General features: G+C 54.8%; 17 protein-coding genes and 1 pseudogene. 13 read left to right on the top strand and 5 right to left on the bottom strand.

Going from position 1 to position 17,638, the window contains the following annotated elements:
- The first annotated feature begins 50 nt into the window (after positions 1–50).
- From ACKXGA_RS03390 to ACKXGA_RS03375, 4 genes are all read left to right on the top strand, one after another.
- Entirely contained in the window at positions 51–731 is a 681-nt protein-coding gene (locus ACKXGA_RS03390; RefSeq protein ID WP_156182620.1) for a DUF1287 domain-containing protein, read from the top strand.
- Positions 732–1,039: 308 nt separating this feature from the next.
- Entirely contained in the window at positions 1,040–1,369 is a 330-nt protein-coding gene (locus ACKXGA_RS03385; protein WP_423730079.1) for a PadR family transcriptional regulator, read from the top strand.
- On the top strand, positions 1,366–2,034 hold the full coding sequence (locus ACKXGA_RS03380; protein WP_423730078.1) for a hypothetical protein: 669 nt from the start codon (positions 1,366–1,368) through the stop codon (positions 2,032–2,034). Before ACKXGA_RS03385 ends, ACKXGA_RS03380 begins: the two co-directional genes overlap by 4 nt.
- Positions 2,035–2,111: 77 nt before the next feature.
- Entirely contained in the window at positions 2,112–2,234 is a 123-nt protein-coding gene (locus ACKXGA_RS03375; protein WP_278320828.1) for a hypothetical protein, read from the top strand.
- A 41-nt stretch (positions 2,235–2,275) separates the two neighbouring features.
- On the opposite strand, the gene ACKXGA_RS03370 is transcribed toward ACKXGA_RS03375, so the two are convergent.
- Complete coding sequence (locus ACKXGA_RS03370) at positions 2,276–2,491, bottom strand: helix-turn-helix transcriptional regulator (protein WP_117477414.1); 216 nt, start codon at positions 2,489–2,491, stop codon at positions 2,276–2,278.
- Between the two features lie 142 nt (positions 2,492–2,633).
- Here ACKXGA_RS03370 and ACKXGA_RS03365 point away from each other — a divergent pair, with 142 nt between their 5' ends.
- Positions 2,634–3,164, top strand: coding sequence for a hypothetical protein (locus ACKXGA_RS03365; RefSeq protein WP_147322124.1), 531 nt, complete (start codon positions 2,634–2,636; stop codon positions 3,162–3,164).
- 90 nt (positions 3,165–3,254) lie between these two features.
- On the opposite strand, the pseudogene ACKXGA_RS03360 reads toward ACKXGA_RS03365, so the two are convergent.
- Positions 3,255–3,410, bottom strand: a pseudogene (locus ACKXGA_RS03360) (fructose-bisphosphate aldolase); the annotation flags it as partial.
- On the opposite strand from ACKXGA_RS03360, the gene ACKXGA_RS03355 reads away from it, so the two are divergent.
- The 6 genes from ACKXGA_RS03355 to ACKXGA_RS03330 all read left to right on the top strand — a co-directional run bounded on the left by ACKXGA_RS03355 (position 3,394) and on the right by ACKXGA_RS03330 (position 9,186).
- Positions 3,394–4,224, top strand: coding sequence for a hypothetical protein (locus tag ACKXGA_RS03355; RefSeq protein ID WP_423730077.1), 831 nt, complete (start codon positions 3,394–3,396; stop codon positions 4,222–4,224). The pseudogene ACKXGA_RS03360 and the gene ACKXGA_RS03355 overlap by 17 nt on opposite strands.
- A 163-nt stretch (positions 4,225–4,387) precedes the next feature.
- A complete protein-coding gene (locus tag ACKXGA_RS03350; protein WP_423730076.1) occupies positions 4,388–5,281 on the top strand; it encodes a D-alanyl-D-alanine carboxypeptidase family protein in 894 nt (297 codons plus the stop codon).
- Positions 5,282–5,366: 85 nt separating this feature from the next.
- Positions 5,367–6,098, top strand: a complete 732-nt coding sequence (locus ACKXGA_RS03345) for a YkgJ family cysteine cluster protein (RefSeq protein ID WP_238077947.1) — start codon at positions 5,367–5,369, stop codon at positions 6,096–6,098.
- A 164-nt stretch (positions 6,099–6,262) separates the two neighbouring features.
- Positions 6,263–7,288: an ABC transporter substrate-binding protein gene (locus ACKXGA_RS03340; RefSeq protein ID WP_423730075.1), complete on the top strand. Its 1,026-nt coding sequence runs from the start codon at positions 6,263–6,265 to the stop codon at positions 7,286–7,288.
- Positions 7,289–7,451: 163 nt separating this feature from the next.
- Positions 7,452–8,399 carry an ABC transporter permease gene (locus tag ACKXGA_RS03335; RefSeq protein ID WP_423730074.1) on the top strand — a complete coding sequence of 316 codons (948 nt, stop codon included), beginning with the start codon at positions 7,452–7,454 and terminating at the stop codon, positions 8,397–8,399.
- Positions 8,392–9,186, top strand: coding sequence for an ABC transporter ATP-binding protein (locus ACKXGA_RS03330; RefSeq protein WP_197039554.1), 795 nt, complete (start codon positions 8,392–8,394; stop codon positions 9,184–9,186). The genes ACKXGA_RS03335 and ACKXGA_RS03330 overlap by 8 nt, the downstream gene beginning before the upstream one ends.
- A gap of 135 nt (positions 9,187–9,321) precedes the next feature.
- Here ACKXGA_RS03330 and ACKXGA_RS03325 read toward each other — a convergent pair whose 3' ends face one another.
- From ACKXGA_RS03325 to ACKXGA_RS03315, 3 genes are all read right to left on the bottom strand, one after another.
- A complete protein-coding gene (locus tag ACKXGA_RS03325) occupies positions 9,322–11,493 on the bottom strand; it encodes a leucine-rich repeat protein (RefSeq protein WP_423730073.1) in 2,172 nt (723 codons plus the stop codon).
- A 236-nt stretch (positions 11,494–11,729) separates the two neighbouring features.
- Positions 11,730–12,818 (bottom strand): sugar kinase, encoded by a 1,089-nt coding sequence (locus tag ACKXGA_RS03320; protein WP_117477422.1) that lies wholly within the window; start codon positions 12,816–12,818, stop codon positions 11,730–11,732.
- Positions 12,819–12,993: 175 nt separating this feature from the next.
- Entirely contained in the window at positions 12,994–13,914 is a 921-nt protein-coding gene (locus tag ACKXGA_RS03315) for a radical SAM protein (RefSeq protein WP_423730072.1), read from the bottom strand.
- 134 nt (positions 13,915–14,048) lie between these two features.
- On the opposite strand from ACKXGA_RS03315, the gene ACKXGA_RS03310 reads away from it, so the two are divergent.
- A complete protein-coding gene (locus ACKXGA_RS03310; RefSeq protein WP_423730071.1) occupies positions 14,049–16,055 on the top strand; it encodes a fructose-1,6-bisphosphatase in 2,007 nt (668 codons plus the stop codon).
- A gap of 238 nt (positions 16,056–16,293) precedes the next feature.
- The gene (locus ACKXGA_RS03305) at positions 16,294–17,577 is read left to right on the top strand and encodes a UDP-N-acetylglucosamine 1-carboxyvinyltransferase (RefSeq protein ID WP_097773760.1); all 1,284 of its coding nucleotides are present in this window, start codon (positions 16,294–16,296) and stop codon (positions 17,575–17,577) included.
- The last annotated feature ends 61 nt before the right edge of the window (positions 17,578–17,638 follow it).

Genomic DNA, 17,638 nt, shown 5'->3' with positions numbered 1-17,638 from the left:
TGCAGACTGGACTAAAAACTGGTATTCTCAGGACAGAAAGGGGTGAGAATATGCGTTCGGACATGACACGTAAAGATTCAGCAATGTATTATGCGATAATAATAGTACTTTTTGTATTTTGCAGTATTGTATTTTATGTGCAGACACATTACCAGCATACCTCGGCAATCAGGCCGGAGGACGATTATAAGGGCAAGATACCGCAGCTTCATAGTAGCGAGGATCGGGATGATGACGGTGTAGATGACCAGTTAGATATTCTGAACGGTGCACTGGCCTATGTGAGTACACGTCCAAAATACAAAAGCCGCTACTATGAGAACGGCTATCCTGACGATAATTACGGAGTGTGCACTGATGTAGTGGCTTATGCGTTGAAATATGCCGGATATGATCTACAAGTGCTTGTGGACGCGGATATCCGGGTACACCCACAAGATTATATGGTAGCCGAGCCGGATGCAAACATAGACTTCCGGCGGGTGCGAAACCTGAATATATTTTTTTCACACACAGCAGTTGCCCTGACCACAGATGTCTCAGAAATAGAAGCATGGCAGGGTGGCGATATTGTAATCTTCGAAAGACATATCGGCATCGTGTCCGACCGACGAAATAAAAATGGAGTGCCCTATATCATTCACCACAATGATCCATGGCAGATGGCCTACGAGCAGGACATTCTGGAAAAACGAACTGACATCGTGGGTCATTACCGAATTTCAAAATAAAAAGCGGTCCTACTGCACGGTTATGCACAATGCAGCAGGGGGGCATACTTTATTGGGCGGTATATCGGTTACGATACGGGCTTCTGCAGATAGTTCGCTGGAAACGGCACGTGAAAATAGGTAGTCGCCGACTTAAGTGAAAGCTCTGAGATGAAAGTCTCAGGGCTTTTTTGTTGTGTATTACCGAAATGAGAAGATATAGTTTGTTCAAACCGCGCATAGCGTACTGCTTGACAAACTGACTACTATGTAATACAATATAGATAAGCTACAACGCATTGCATAGTAGATAGAAAGGAGGAAGCGGATTGGAAAATAATGCACAGCTGCTAAAGGGTGTATTGGAATATTGCGTGTTGCGGCTGATTGAAAAAGAACCAACCTATGGCTATGAAATAGTGATGCAGTTAAAACAGGTCGGTTTTGCAGAGATCAGCGAAAGCACGCTGTATCCGCTGCTTTTACGCCTGGAGCAGCAGGAGAAGGTGACAGTGGAGTGGCGACCTTCTCCCAAGGGCCCAAGCCGAAAGTACTATGTGATCACCGAAAAGGGGACGGATTCTCTTTTGGATTTTCAACAGGAATGGAACCGACTGTGCGGTTTGGTAGAAAAGATTTTTCGGGAGGATAGAAGATGAATAACTATTTCACCTTGCGAAGAGCGAACCGTCTGCGCGTAAAACTGCTCAACAGCAAAAGCCAGGAGCAAATCAGAGAGGTTATTCGATATCTGCGGCGTACCAGTTGGGATGAGTGCGGCGTAGAGCTGATATACAGTGACCTGATCGATATGGCGGTGCAGGCCAATGAGAATGGACAGGAACTATTCAACGTGATTGAGGATGCAAAAACCTTTGCTGAGGAGGTTAAGCCAAGCCTTAAAACTTTGAGGACTGGAGATTATTTCTGGTTTGTGGCACCACTGTATTTCTTCTTTGGCTGGGGGATAGAGAGTCTGCTGCTGTATCCGGTGGTTCCGGACTGGGTGTTTGAACTCTCACTTGGGTATTTGATGCAGCTTGTGGTCTGCATAACTGCTTTTTGCTGGCTGTTCCGGAAGATGATGGAGCAGGCGGGGTTTCCGCCAAGCAAGCATCGTCTGAAATACTGCGGCTGGCTGGTGCTTTATATTGCAGTGCTGTATGCAACAGGTGCATTTTTTACACGGATCGCTGGAGCTTTTGTTTTGCTGCGCCTGCCGATTTTGCCCTATGCCCTTTTCAGTCTCCTGCTGGGTGCGGGGTTGTATGGTATAAAATTTTGGAAGTATGGCAAAGATGAACGCTTGAGAGAACGTATCTGAACAGAAAAGAGAACTCTCCCTTATGCTTTCTACAGATTCTCCTGTTACACTGAATACACAACGAAAGGAGAATTGGTATGGAATTATTGACGAAAAAGGGGCTGGATGCCATCCTGCGCAGCACCCAGGAGACACGGCAAGATCTGACCCGCATCCGCGCCGAGGTGCAGACCCCGCTGAAGTACAAGAAAAAGTCATAATAGAAAGGGCCGCCCCATGGCGGCCCTTTTGATGTTGAAATTTAATCAGAGTAACGCTCCGGGCGGTCGGTCTGACACAAAAGGTAGTCAATACTGACATGATACAATTGCGCAAGAGGAATGAGAACTTCAGCAGTCAGCTGTTGTGTGCCAGTTTCAATATAACTGTATTTGCGCTGGGTGATGCCGATTTTGTCGGCAACCATCTGCTGTGTGAAATCGTGGTCTTCCCGCAGGTCTTTCAGTCGATTTTTCATAATGTCTAACCTCCTGAGTATAGGATAGATTAGACGGAATCTGTCTATTGACTTTTAGATAAAAACTATCTATACTAAAGTCAGGAAGCGGGTATTAAAGATGATACCCGGAAGAAACAAAATATAAATGAGGTGAACCATTGTGAAAAAAATTGATAGACGCGGCTTTTTGAAAGTGCTGGGCTTTGCGGGTGTGGCCTGTACAATGACGGCTCTGACTGGATGTGATGAGAGTTCATCGGCGGTAGTTGGTGATGGTTCGGTTCCACTCTCCAGATTAGAACCATTGAATGGTAAAATCGAGTGGGGAAATATTACCCCGGAAGACCCCTATGGAAACATTTATGCACAAGGAGCTAATTATTCAGTGTTGCGGTGGTGGATCGATAAATCACCGGTAGAATATTATGTTGCGAAAAAATACAAGCGATTGACGTTCAAGTTAAACCCATATAAGTACACAGGAAAAAATTCCTGGGATTATGGAAAAATCAAAATTTATATCGGTGATGAATTGGTAAAGGTTTCACCGGAAATTACGCAAAAGACGACGAAAACGGTTAATGTTGAAGTTGATATTACTGGTGCCGAATTTATTAAAATTGACCCCGTGCTTACAATTGGAGAAACCGGTACTAGTATAATCCTATGGGATGCCAAACTTTGGCCATAAACGCAATTGAAACTATAAAAAGCGGCCCCGCCGCGTTGGAGTTCCAACGTTGCGGGGCCGCTTTATTGTTCTTTGGTGGAACGAGAGGATTTAGCCCTTGCCGGCGCAGCCGAACAGCTCGATCTTCTCTTTGCACTTGTCGATGATGGCCTGAGCGCCGGGAGCCAGCAGCTTGCGGGGGTCGAAGCCCTTGCCCTGCTGATCCTTGCCGGCCTCGATATATTTACGGGTGCCAGCCGCCGCACTGAACTATATGCTGGATGTGGACGGTTCCCATGACCCGGAGATCATCGGCAAGGCGCTGGAAGAGCTGAAGCAGGCCGGATACAATTTCAACACTGCCTACCAGACCGCTGAGAATGGCGATCAGGTCGTTATTCTGCGGGATATGGTGGTGAACGGTAAGAGCCTGAACTTCACCAAGACCACCGATGCAGAGGGCAACACCAAGCTCATCTGGGGCAACTACGAAAAGCAGGCAGAAGGTGCGCCCAGCGCCTATGATATGGTCTATGGCACCGAGTACGAGTATGAGGGCAAGACCTATACCATCGTCTGGGGCTATGAGAGCCAGAACAACCCCAACACCACCGCAGCAGCGGGCGTGCTGGATGCCTTTGGCCCGGATTCCAACGTGAAGGTCACCGGTGATACCATCGACGGCACCGACTCCGCACAGTACACCGTGACCATTTACGGTGCTCTGCGGGAAGTGACCGACCCTGTGATCCCCACGAATCCGGCTCCGGAAACGACCGAGGACTCCGCTCCTACTCCTCCGGCTTCCACTACGCCGACTACCCCGGCTTCCACTACGCCGACTACCCCGGCTTCCACTACGCCGACTACCCAGGCTGTGCAGAATGCACGGCCCACCACGTCCACCGTGGAGCAGGCAGTCGCTAAGACCACGCCCGCCTCGGAGAGCGTCAAGCTGATCCAGACCGGTACCACCAACTGGATGGCAGATGTTCTGGTGCGTGCAGGCGGTGTCCTGCTGGCTGCCGGTTATCTGCTGGAGCGTAAGCGCAAGGGCATGTTCCATAAGGCACAGCACTGAACACGTTCTTGTAGATGACGTAAAAAGGTAAAATATTAAACTGGCTTGGGGCCACTGCACAATTTTTTGTGGGGCGGCCCCACTTTTTGCAGAAAAAGGCGCTCTCGTCCCGTATTAAGGGATGAAAGCGCTTTTGATTTTGCAAAAAGGGATGAGAACGAGAATGAAAACTTCACCGCGCCGCCGGAAGCACCGGCGCAGAGCCTTCCGGCGGCTGTTCTGGCTGCTGGTGCTGGCGACCCTGCTTCTGCTGCTGTGGCCCTGGCGGGTCACGCTGGATGGGCTGAACAGTCCCCATGCCATTTTACTGCAGGCCGACAGCGGGGAGGTGCTGGCCGAAAAGGATGCCGACAGCACGATCTATCCGGCTTCCATGACCAAGATGATGACGGTGCTGCTGGCCATAGAAGCAAACCCGGACCTCGACACGCCCGTGACCCTGCCGGAGGAGATCTTTCCGGCTCTGCAGGCCCAGAATGCCTCGCTGGCGGGGTTTCAGGCCGGGGAAACGGCCACGGTGCGGGATCTGCTGTACGGGGCCATGCTGCCCTCGGGGGCCGAATGCTGCGAGACGCTGGCCCGGGAGGTGAGCGGCAGCGAGGAAGCCTTTGTGGCCCGGATGAACCAGAAAGCGGCAGAGCTGGGGATGACCGCCACGCATTTCTGCAACCCCACGGGCCTGCACGACCCAGAACATGTTTCCACCGTGCGGGATATGTCCCGGCTGACAGAAGCAGCCCTGCAGAACGAGACCTTCCGCAAGCTGTTTACCACGGAACGGTATACCGTTCCGGCCACCAACTGCCACCCGCAGGGGTTCACAATGCACAGCACCCTGCTGAGCCGGCTGGACGGCACAGAGCTGCACAGCGGCCGGATTCTGGGCGGTAAGACCGGCTACACCGGGGAGGCAGGGCTCTGCCTTGCCAGTCTGGCTGAGGTGAAGGGCAGGGAATACATTCTGGTCACGGCCGGGGCGGGGGGAAACCACAGCACCGCGCCCTACCATATCGAGGATGCCGTAACGGTCTACCGCCGTGTGAGCCGGGGGGCCTGAACAGGGGAGCGGATACGCTCCCTTTTTCTGTGCCCGGCTTTGTGGTACAATGGAACAAAACCATTCACAGAACAGGAGAACCATCATGCTCAAGGATTCACAGGTCGATCTCTGCGGCCGCACCGATTTTACCCGCACCGCGCCCCTGCTTGCCCGGGACGAGGCATTTTCGTTTGCCTGCGCGGGCTGTGGCGGCTGCTGCCGGGGGCGGGAGGATATCGTGCTGTCGGGCTTTGACCTGTGGCGCATCGCGGCCCGCCTGCGCCTGCCGCCCCGCACCGTGGCCCGGGCATTCTGCCGGGGAAGCATTGGGCGGGTCAGCCGCCTGCCGGTGCTGCGGCTGGCCCCGCTGAAGGAGGAGCGCGGCAACTGCCCCTTCCTCACCGGGAACCACTGCGCCATCCACGATGCCGAGCCGCTGGTCTGCGCCCTTTACCCGCTGGCGCAGGAGATCACGAAGGACGGGCAGGTATCCTACTTTTTGCAGCCCACCCAGTGCGGCGGGCAGGTCATTGCGGCAAGGGTGGGGGATTATCTGGCCCGTTACGATGTGCCCGCCCGGGAGGCCACCGATGTGCGCTGGGCGCAGGTGTGCATGGAGCTGGAGGATACCGTGGAGCGGCTGGACGCTCTGTTTGAGCCGGTGTTTGCCCGGCGGATGCAGGAAAAACTGTGGCAGGCGCTGTATTACCGGTACGACTTTGCAAAAGAGTACCGCCCCCAGCTGGAAGAAAATCTGCTCTGGCTGGACGGCGAGCTGAAAAAGCTCGAAGGAATGCAGATGCGGCACAGAACTATCGAAAAAAGTGATAGATAAAATTACTTTGATTGATAATTCGGGCTGTTCCCCGGTTGTTTTAGAGCGGAAAGTGTGATATACTTCACGAGTGTAAAGCGGCGGCGCGATGCGACAGGCCGCTTGAATACTGACTTTCATGCGGTGTCCTGCTGCCGCGAAAGTAGAATTGAGGGAGTAATATCATGCGTAAAATTTCTCGTCGTTCGTTCCTGTCTGCCGCCGCTGTCTGCGGCGCAGCTGCTGCCCTGACTGCCTGCGGCGGTTCCTCCGGCTCCACGGCTGCTTCTTCCACCGCTTCCTCTGCTGCGGCTTCTTCCGCAGCGGCTGACGGCCAGAAGTATACCGTTGGCATCTGCCAGCTGGTGGAGCACGCCGCTCTGGACGCTGCCACCCAGGGCTTTGAGGATGCCCTGACCGCACAGTTCGGCGAGAATGTCACCTTTGACTTCCAGAACGCCCAGAACGATTCCGCAACCTGCGCCACCATCGCCAACGGCTTTGTTTCCGCAGGCGTTGACCTGATCATGGCAAACGCTACCCCCGCCCTGCAGGCCGCACAGGCTGCCACCGACAGCATCCCCATTCTGGGCACCTCCGTCACCGAGTACGGTGTTGCTCTGGGTCTGACCGATTTCGATGGCACCGTGGGCGGCAATGTCTCCGGCACCTCTGATCTGGCTCCGCTGGATCAGCAGGCGGATATGATCACTGAGTGGCTGCCCGAGGCCACCAAGGTGGGCCTGCTCTACTGCTCTGCCGAGGCAAACAGCCAGTATCAGGTAGACGAGGTCCAGAAGTACCTGGAGGCCAAGGGCGTTACCGCCACCCAGTACGCTTTCTCTGATTCCAACGATCTGGCTTCTGTCTGCCAGAAGGCTGCCGACGAGAACGACGCGGTGTATGTCCCCACCGACAACACCTGCGCCGCCAACACCGGCATCATCGATGGCATCTGCCGCCCGGCCAAGAAGCCCGTGTTCGCCGGTGAGGAGGGCATCTGCTCCGGCTGCGGCGTGGCGACCCTGTCCATCAGCTACTACGATCTGGGCTACACCACCGGTGAGATGGCCGCCAAGGTCCTGACCGGTGAGGCCGATATCTCCACCATGCCCGTTGAGTACACCGACGTGACCAAGAAGTACAACAAGACCATCTGCGATGACCTGGGCATGACCGTTCCCGAGGGTTACGAGGCCATTGAGGAATAACAAGCGCTCTGTCTGTTTTGCAGAAAGCTCCCCTGATAAGGGCGCTGGGTTCACGCTGCAGTAACAAAGAGACTTTACAATAAAATCAGCGGAGAAGAGCAAATTTTGGCTTTTCTCCGCTTTCCCGTATCAGAAAAAAGTGTAGTTACAGGAGGAAAACGTTTTGGATATTCTTGCAAGACTTGCCAACCTGCCCGGTGCTTTGCCCGGTGCCTGTGCGCAGGGCCTCATCTGGGGCATCATGGCCATTGGTGTGTACCTGACCTACCGCATCCTGGATGTGGCTGACCTGACCGTGGACGGTTCCTTTGGCACCGGCGGCGCGGTCTGCGTTATGTGCCTGCTCTCCGGCATGAACGTCTGGGCAGCGATCTTCATCGCCCTGCTGGCCGGTCTGGCCACCGGCCTTGTCACCGGCCTGCTCCACACCTTTATGGGCATCCCGGCCATTCTGGCTGGCATCCTGACCCAGCTGGCCCTCTACTCCATCAACCTGAAGATCATGGGCAAGGCCAACCAGTCCATCAATGTGGACAAGTACGGCCTGCTGATCTCCCTGCGCTGGGTCAAGGAGCTTGCCCTGCACAACCCCATCATCATGGTCATTCTGGTCAGCGCCGTGGTCATCGGTGTGCTGTATTGGTTCTTTGGCACCGAGCTGGGCTGCGGCATCCGCGCCACCGGTTCCAACCCCGCTATGAGCCGCGCCCAGGGCATCAACACCAGCTTCAATGTGGTGCTGGGTCTGGCGGTCTCCAACGGTCTGGTGGCCCTGTCCGGCGCACTGCTGAGCCAGTATCAGGGCTTTGCTGATGTCAGCATGGGCCGTGGTGCCATCGTCATCGGCCTGGCCGCTGTCATCATCGGCGAGGCCCTGTTCAGCCGCATCTTCCACAACTTTGCCCTCAAGCTGGTGTCCGTCTCGCTGGGTGCCATCATCTACTACATCGTCATCCAGCTGGTGCTGACCCTCGGCTTTGACGCAAACCTGCTCAAGCTGCTGAGCGCCTCCGTGGTGGCCGTGTTCCTGGCCGTGCCCTATTGGAAGAGCAAGTACTTCGCAAAGCCTGCGGCAAAGAAGGCACAGAAGGAGGATGCAAAAAATGCTTGAGATCCAGAATGTTTCCAAGACCTTCAACGCCGGTACCGTCAACGAGAAAACGGCCCTGAATGGTCTGAACCTGAAATTGAACGAAGGTGATTTTGTCACCGTCATCGGCGGCAACGGTGCGGGCAAATCCACCATGCTGAACGCTGTGGCTGGTGTGTGGCCTGTGGACAGCGGCAAGATCATCATTGACGGCACCGACGTGACCAAACTGGGGGAGCACCAGCGCGCCGCCTACATCGGCCGCGTGTTCCAGGACCCCATGACCGGCACCGCCGCCACCATGCAGATCGAGGAGAACCTTGCCCTGGCCGCCCGGCGCGGCAAGCGGCGCGGCCTGAGGATCGGCATCACCAGGGCCGAACGGGAGCGCTACCGTGAACTGCTCAAGAGCCTGGACCTGGGCTTGGAGGACCGCCTGACCGCCCGCGTGGGCCTGTTGTCCGGCGGTCAGCGTCAGGCACTGACTCTGCTTATGGCTACCATGAACAAGCCCAAGCTCCTGCTGCTGGATGAGCACACCGCCGCTCTGGACCCCAAGACGGCGCTCAAGGTGCTGACCCTCTCGGCCAAGATCGTGGAGGAGAACCACCTGACCACCATGATGATCACCCACAACATGAAGGATGCCATCAAGTACGGCAACCGCCTGATCATGATGCACGAGGGCCACATCATCTATGATGTCTCCGGGGAAGAGAAGAAGAACCTGCATGTCTCCGACCTGCTGGCCAAGTTCCAGATCGCGTCCGGCGGCGAGTTCGCCAACGACCGCATGATCCTTTCTTAAAAAAGATGAAGCGGCAATAAAGTAGTTGCTTCTTAAAACATAGAGAACCCCCCTGCCGGGAGATCACCGGCAGGGGGGTTCTCTATTAGAGTATTGGGTTTGCGGTGTTATTTGTTCTTCTCGTTACGGTACGATTTACTTTTTGAACGCCTGCACCTGATTCCATGCCTTGATAACCTCTGTGCGGCTTACAGGATCAGTTGCTTCACAGGTTTCGCCGTTGCTCTTCGCGGCCTTGAGCAGGTCGTTCTCCACGGCCCATGCAATGGCCTTGTCAGTCTCAGTGGCATTGGCGTTCAGCACGGCGGCGGGTTCAGGCTTTCCTGCATTGTTCCACACCAGTTCAGCCAGCTCACCTCGGTTTGTTGGAATAGCTGTACCGGTTGGCAGGGCGCAAATCAGATAGAACTCAGTACCCAACTGATAGGTCTGGTAGGCCAGCACCGCGGTACCCGCGGCGGCAGTACCAATGATGAGGGTAGTGCCCAGAATGTTGGGCTCTTCCTCAATGCTTGCATCCTTTGTCATGGCTTCGATAATAACATTTTCACCCGGCATGGTAAAGGTAATGGTTTCAGCCTTGGGTTCAACAGCGTTCAGCACGCTGGCAGGCTTAATTGTCCACTGGTCAAAAGTCTGAGCATCGGAAAGAATGCTCTTATCAAAGGTTACTTCCACTGTTGCACCTTTTTCAATGGTAATGTCACCATTGTCATTGATAGTAGCATCCTTGCCGTTTACTTTTGCAATACCGCCAAGAAGGGATAGAGTGTAGGTGACCTTTTCTTCTTTCTGGGGAACATTGTAACTCCACTTAATCTGATTGCCAGTGATTTGATTCGCGGGAGCGGTATTTTCGGTCTCTTTGACATCAACTTTGACGATATAATCGCCCGGTTCCGTAGGGAGCCCGCGGTCATTCAATTTCTCACCGGGAACTTCATTTCCCTTATCATCATAAAACTTCCTATTGATGATATCATCAGCATTGACTTGAGTATTGTTCGATGTCACTTCTCCGGTTACCGCGTCAAACTTGAGGTCAACATCCGGGTCGATCACATCTTTTTGTGTCCATTTTGCAGTCAAGGTTATATCATAGTCCGGCATGGAGAAACTATAATTGCCGTTCTCATCTGGGCCGTTCAAGGATGGGGCGGTTTCTCCATCAGGAACGGTAACTTCCCAATGATTAAAGTTATAGCCGGTTTTCTTTGTGGGTGTAGGAACAGAAACGGACGAACCATAGTCGTACGAGTTCGTTTTCTTGTTTTCGTCGTTCTCCAGTGTTACAGTATGGCTATGTGCGTTCCAATGGGCATACAAGATGATGTTGCTGCTGACGGCTTCTGTAAATGTATATTTTGTGCCGCCTTCTGCCTGTGTATACCAGCCATCAAAATCATAACCTGTACGCTGTGGGGGTGTGGTGGGGACGCTTGCAGTCCCTAGCTTCTTGTTGCTGTAAACAGTCTGCTTGTCCATAGTGCCACTACCATTTATAGTGCCACCGTTCAAATCAAAGTTGATATCACACAGATACTGAACTTTGCTGGTTAGTGTATCATTGCCTGTTGTATTAACTGTGACTCTGTCCCAGTCTGTTTTATATCCATTATATTTTACATCACTTAGATTCGTACAATCTTTGAATGCGTTGACATTTATAGTTTTAATATTCTTTTCAAGGAGTACTCTCTTAAGATTGGTGCATCCATTAAATGCAAATGGGCAGATTTGATCCACACTTGCGGGTATTTCTACTTCTGTTAACCCTGTACAACGCTCAAAAGCGTTACTACTGATTTTGGAAATGCCATTTGTTAAGGTGACATGAGATAGCGCAGTATTTCCTGAAAAAGCCGTATCCATATTTGTGATGGTACTCGGAATCGTAATGCTTGTTAACTGAGAACAACCATAAAAAGCAGCTTGGCCGATTTTTTTAACACCTTCAGGGATTGTAACATTAGTTAGATTGGAACACTTACAGAATGCCTGGTATCCAATTATCTTCACCGTATTAGGCAATGTAACTTCCGTAAGAGTGTTGCATCCCCAAAAAACCTGGTCTCCAATTTCGGTTACAGTATAGTTCTTGCCCTTGTTTGAAATTGAGCTCTCAATGTTAAGGTGTGTAGGGGTTCTTGATTTACCGGAAACTGTAACCGATTCTCCATCGTCGTTAACTGTATATATGAGGTTCCCATCAGTAAACTTAATCGGAGCCGCTGCTACTGCTCCCATGGGTAGGAATGTTAACGTTATGCTGAGTGCCACTAATAGACTGACAAACCGTTTTTTCATGGATTTCCTCGCTTTCATGGATGAGTGCCGCAGAAAAACGACATAGAATGTATGGCAAAAAAAGGTAATAATACCAATTTGAAGAATACCATGCGTGGAATTCTCTGTCAATGGAATTGTAGGAACTCACAAAAAAGTTTGGAGGAATGTACAAGAAAAGGCTTTTCCAGCATCGTGGGCAATAAAAAAGAACCCGTCCCCGGGGAAAATCCGGGAACGGGTTGAGTACGGAAAGCTTACCGCTTGATGTCGTAGTTCATGTTCATCAGGTTGCGGATGGAGCTGACATCATCGGTGATGTTGGCATCGCCGTGGATGGTGTGCTTGATGGCGCTGCTTGCCACGGCAAAGTTGATCATGTCCATAGCCTTATAGTTGTGCAGCATGGCGTAGATCAGGCCGCTGGCAAAGGCATCGCCGCCGCCCACGCGGTCCAGAATATTAAAGGTGTAGAGCTTGCTCTCAAAGGTGTGGCCGTCGTACCACATAAAGGCCTTGAGGCTGTTCTCGCTGCCGCTGTGGGCATAGCGCACATGGCGGGCAATGCACTTGAGGTTGGGGTAGCGGGCAATGAAGTGCTGGAAGATCTCGTCCTGCTGCTCATAGCTGGGCTGCAGGGGCACGCCGTCCTTCCAGTCGCCCTTGCTGTGATCGTTGTCGTCCTTCCACAGGTGGTAGGGCTCAATGCCCAGCAGAACGTCAACATAAGGCAGGCACTCGGTGCAGAAATCGCGGGCTTCCTCCCAGCTCCACAGGGTAGAGCGGAAGTTGCCGTCAAAGCTGACGGTCAGGCCCTTCTTTTTGGCCACCTTGAGCATATCGATGATGAGGCCGCGGCAGTTGGGGCCCAGTGCCGGGGTAATGCCGCTCAGGTGCAGCCAGTCGTAGCCGTCCAGCAGAGCGTCCAGATCGACCTGGGAGAAATCGTACTCGGTAATGGCACTGTGCTTGCGGTCGTAGATGACCTTGGAAGCGCGGATGCCGTAGCCGGTCTCCAGATAATAAGTACCCAGCCGGTTGGAGGGGGTCTCGTTGGGCTCGGTCAGGATCATGGGGGTGCAATGCACATCGTTGGAGCGCAGCCAGCGCACCGCGCTCTTGCCCAGGCTGTTGTTGGGCACTACGCTGAAGAAGGTGCTGTCCACACCCAGGTTGGCCAGGGCCAGTGCAATGTTGGCCTCGCTGCCGCCGTAGCTGGCTTCAAAGCTGGATGCCATACGGATCTTTTCGTAGTTCGGCGGGGTCAGACGGAGCATGATCTCGCCGCAGGTGATAAATTTCTGGCCGTTGGGCTCGCTGCCGAGGATGGGATTGTAGTGTTCCATAACGCTCCTCCTAAAAAGTCGTTTCCGGGATCCATTTCATGTGAGAACACATTGTTGTATCCATTATACCGCACAGCGCACCGGATAGCAAGCAAATGCTGTTTCGGCCGAGAGAAAAAGAAAAAGAAATTTTGGTTGTTTTGACGAAAGAATCCCACAGGGATGACGGTGGGGTTCACACCCCCGTCAGGTCAAAGCTGGGCGTATACTCTTCCTTTGCACTGCTCTTCTGCTGCATATAGCCGGAGCTGAGACCCAGATCCATGGCGTAGTTGACCACCCGGCGGTATTCGTAGGTGGTGATGCGCCGCCCGATGCCGTGGTCTGCCGCCTGATAGAAGGGGGTGTACTGGCTCATCACGCTGGGCAGGAAGCACCCGGGGTCGGCCTTGTTCCAAGCCGCCATCTGATCGAGCACGGCAAAGCTGTCGTCCACATGGCCGGGCAGGGCAAGGTGGCGCAGGATCACGCCCCGCTGCAGGATGCCCTCGCTGTCAAAAACAGGATGCCCGGCCTGAGCCATCATGGCTTCAATGGCGGGCCTGGCCTGTGCAAAATAGTCCGGCGCAGCGGAAAGCTCTGCCGAAAGGGCAGGGGAAACATATTTCAGGTCGGCCAGCCAGATGTCGATGAAGCCGCGCCAGGCGTGCACGCTCTCCACGGTCTCGTAGCCGCCGGTGTTGCAGACGATGGGCAGACGCAGCCCCTGCGCCCGGGCCAGGCCGAGGGCGGCGATGATCCAGGGCCGCCACTGCCCAGGCGTGACAAGGTTGATGTTGTGGGCTCCCTGCGCCTGCAGGTCCAGAAAGATCTCGGCCAGGTGCTCCACGGTGATCTCCTTGCCCAGTCCCTCGGCGCTGATGGGGTAGTTCTGGCAGAAGCAGCACTTGAGGGTGCAGCCGGAGAAGAACACCGTGCCGCTGCCCCGGGTGCCGCTGATGCAGGGCTCCTCCCAGAAATGCAGGGCAGCGCGGGCCGCTTTCAGGGTGCGGCCCGCCCCGCAGAAGCCCGTCTGCCCGGCGGCCCGGTCGGCTTTGCACTGCCGGGGGCAGAGAGTGCAGGCTTCCGGCACGGCAACAGAAATGGTTTTGGGCATAATATCCAAGTCCTTTGCAAAAGATTTGACAGAATTACTCTTGTTTATTATACCATTTATGACATGGAATGTGGTATACTATGATAGAATATTATATATCATGCAAAAATACTACATATCAGACGGAGGATGTCATGCGCACCGAAAACGAGGAGATCCGGGATCATTTGAAATATCTCTCCCTGCTGGCACGGGATTACCCCTCGCAGGCAGCCGCCGCCAGTGAGATCATCAGCACCCAGGCTCTGCTCAAGCTGCCCAAGGGCACCGAACATTTTATGAGCGACCTGCACGGGGAAAACGAGGCCTTTGTCCACATCCTGAACTCGGCTTCGGGTGTCATCCGGGAAAAGGTGGACATCGTGCTGGGGGACAGTGTGCCGGAGCAGACCCGTGCCGAGCTGGCAACGCTCATCTATTACCCCAACGAGAAGCTGCCCCGGCTCAAAGCCGAGTGCACGGATGAAGAAGCGCTTGACCACTGGTACACGGAGACCCTGCTTCAGCTCATTGATATCTGCCGGTTGGTGTCCTCCAAGCATACCCGGCAGCATGTGCGCTCCTGCCTGCCGTCCAGCTGCGGGTATATTCTGGATGAGCTGCTCCATGCCCACTTTGAGGACCACGACAAGGACCTTTATTATGGGCAGATCGTGGGCAGTATCATCGAAAATGGCTGCGCCGACCGGTTCATTGTCCGGCTGTGTGAGCTCATCAAGCGGCTGGCTGTGGACAAGCTGCACATCGTGGGGGACCTGTTTGACCGCGGCCCCCGGCCTGATATCATTCTGGACCGGCTCATGCGCCACCACCATGTGGATATCCAGTGGGGCAACCATGACGTGGTCTGGATGGGTGCCGCCGCCGGAAGTCCCATCTGCGTCTGCACTGTGCTCAAAACGACACTGGCCTACCACAACCATGCCATGCTTGAGGACTGCTACGGCATCAACCTGCGGCACCTGCAGCGGATGGCCGAGCAGTTCTACGGAAATGACGACCTGACCCTCTGGATGCCCCACACCGATGCGGCGCGCGGCCCTTACACCGAGGGAATGCTCCACCGCTGTGCCGTGATGCACAAGGCCGTGACCATTCTGATGCTCAAGATGGAGTGCAAGGTCATCGACCGCAACCCGGATTTCAAGATGCAGGGTCGGGATTTCCTGCGGCACATCGATTGGGAAAAGGGAACAGTGACCCTGAACGGGCAGGCATACCCCCTGCGGGACACCAGCTTCCCCACCGTGAATCCGGCAGACCCTGCCGCCCTGAATGATGATGAGCGGCTGGTGCTCCGCAAGCTGGTGGAATCCTTCCGGCAGAGCGAGCGTTTGCAGCAGCATGTGGAATTTTTGTATGCCAAGGGCAGCGTTTACCACATCGAGAACGGCAACCTGCTCTACCACGGCGTGGTGCCCATGACCAAAAACGGCAGCTTTGCCGTGGAGCGGTTCGAGGGACACAACTACTCGGGCCGCGGCTTGATGGACTACTGTGACGAGCGGGCGCGCTGCGGCTACTTTGCTCCCGAGGGCAGCGCGGCCCGGCGGAGCGGTCAGGATTTTTTGTGGTATCTGTGGTGCGGCAAGCTGTCGCCGTTGTTCGGCCGCAGCGCCATGACCACCTTTGAGCGGCTGTATATTGCCGACCCCGCCACCCACGAGGAAGTCAAGGACCCCTATTATACATGGTACAATGAAGAGGCCGCCTGCCGCCGTATCCTGGCGGAATTCGGCCTGCCCGGCACCAGCCACATCGTCAACGGCCATGTGCCGGTGCGGGAGAAGAGCGGCGAGAGCCCCATCAAGGGCGGGGGCCGTCTGGTCGTCATTGACGGCGGGTTCTGCCGCGCCTACCATGAAAAGACCGGCATTGCAGGGTATACGCTGGTGTACTCCAGCCGCACCATGTCCCTGCGGACCCATCAGCCCTTTGTCAGTGCCGAAAAGGCCGTGAACGAAAACATCGACATCGTGTCGCAGAAGAACATACTGGAAACGGAGAACCACCGCATTCTGGTGGAAGAGACGGACGAGGGAGAGACCCTGCGGGAGCGGGTGCACGATCTGAAACAGCTGGTCAAGGCCTATCAGCTGGGCTGGATCAAGGAGACTTGCAGCGAGGATTGCGTCTGGTAAGGGGCGCTGATTGTAAAATATTTGAAATAAGAAACAAAAATGTCGAATATCTCCGCAGATTCTGGGCAAAACAGAAAATAATCGGGCAGGGAAAAAGGGGGCTTTGCTTTTTGCCCGAAGTTGTGTATAATAAGATAGTTGTATCGTGAGGGTGTGTGCCCAGCGGTGCGCGGAGAGATCAAGCAAGAACCCTGAGTGGCCCTGCCGCTGGCGGGCCTGCGACAAGGAGATTATAAAATTGGAAAAGTTTGTTATTACGGGTGGCAAGCCCCTGCATGGCGAAGTTACCATTTCCGGTGCAAAAAATGCGGCTGTGGGCATTCTGCCTGCCACCATTCTGGCGGCAGATGTCTGTGTGATCGAAAACCTGCCGGACATCAGTGATGTGGCAGTCAGCCTGAAGATCCTGAGCACCCTGGGTGCCAGCATCAAGATGCTGAACCGCAATACCTACGAGATCGACACCACCCACCTGAACAGCACCAACGTCCCGGACGATCTGTCCCGCCAGATGCGTGCCAGCTACTACTTCCTGGGTGCACTGCTCTCCCGTTTTGGCAAGGCACAGGTGGCCATGCCCGGCGGCTGCAATCTGGGCCCCCGCCCCATCGACCAGCACCTCAAGGTGTTCAGCGCACTGGGTGCAGAGGACAGCGTGGACTACGGCATGATCACCGTGCGTGCCAAGGAACTGAACGGTGCCCATATCTTCTTTGATAAGGTCAGCGTGGGCGCTACCATGAACGGTATGCTCTCCGCTGTGATGGCACAGGGCCAGACCATTCTGGAAAACTGCGCCAAGGAGCCCCATGTTGTTGATCTGGCAAACTTCCTGAATATGTGCGGCGCGGATGTGCGCGGTGCCGGCACCGATGTGATCAAGGTGCGCGGCGTGGAAAAGATGCACGGCTGCACTTACAGCATCATCCCTGACCAGATCGAGGCGGGCAGCTATATGGTTGCCGCTGCTGCCACCGGCGGCGACGTTCTGATCAAAAATGTCACCCCCAAGCATCTGGAACCCATCACGGCAAAGCTCCGCCGTGCCGGTGTGGATGTGGAGGAATTCGATGATTCCGTCCGCGTCTCCCGCAAGGGCGATATCCTGCCGCTGAAGATCAACACCATGCCTCACCCGGGCTTCCCCACCGATATGCAGCCCCTGATGGGTGTGCTGCTCAGCGTGGCAAAGGGAACCTCCACCATCACCGAGAGCGTGTGGGATAACCGCTTCCGCTATGTGGACGAGCTGCGCAAGATGGGCGCAGTGGTGCAAGTGGACGGTCAGGTGGCCGTGTTTGAGGGTGTGGACAAGCTGAACCCCGCCCCCCTGCGCGCTTCTGACCTGCGTGCCGGTGCGGCCATGGTCGTTGCTGCCCTGATGGCAGACGGCACCAGCGAGATCGAGGAGATCGGCCACATTGAGCGCGGCTACGAGAACATCGTGGAAAAGCTGCGCGGCCTGGGCGCTGAGATCAGCAAGGTGGAGCGGATGCCCGCCGCACTGGAATCAGCAATGTGATCATTCAGAACCTCTCAGTCTGTTTTGCAGAAGTTTCCCTGACAGGGAGCTTTTGTGAAGC

This window comes from Faecalibacterium hominis (ex Afrizal et al. 2022) (assembly GCF_049545105.1).
GTDB classification, from domain to species: Bacteria; Bacillota; Clostridia; order Oscillospirales; family Ruminococcaceae; genus Faecalibacterium; species Faecalibacterium duncaniae.
This window is presented reverse-complemented; position numbering and strand designations above follow the sequence as displayed.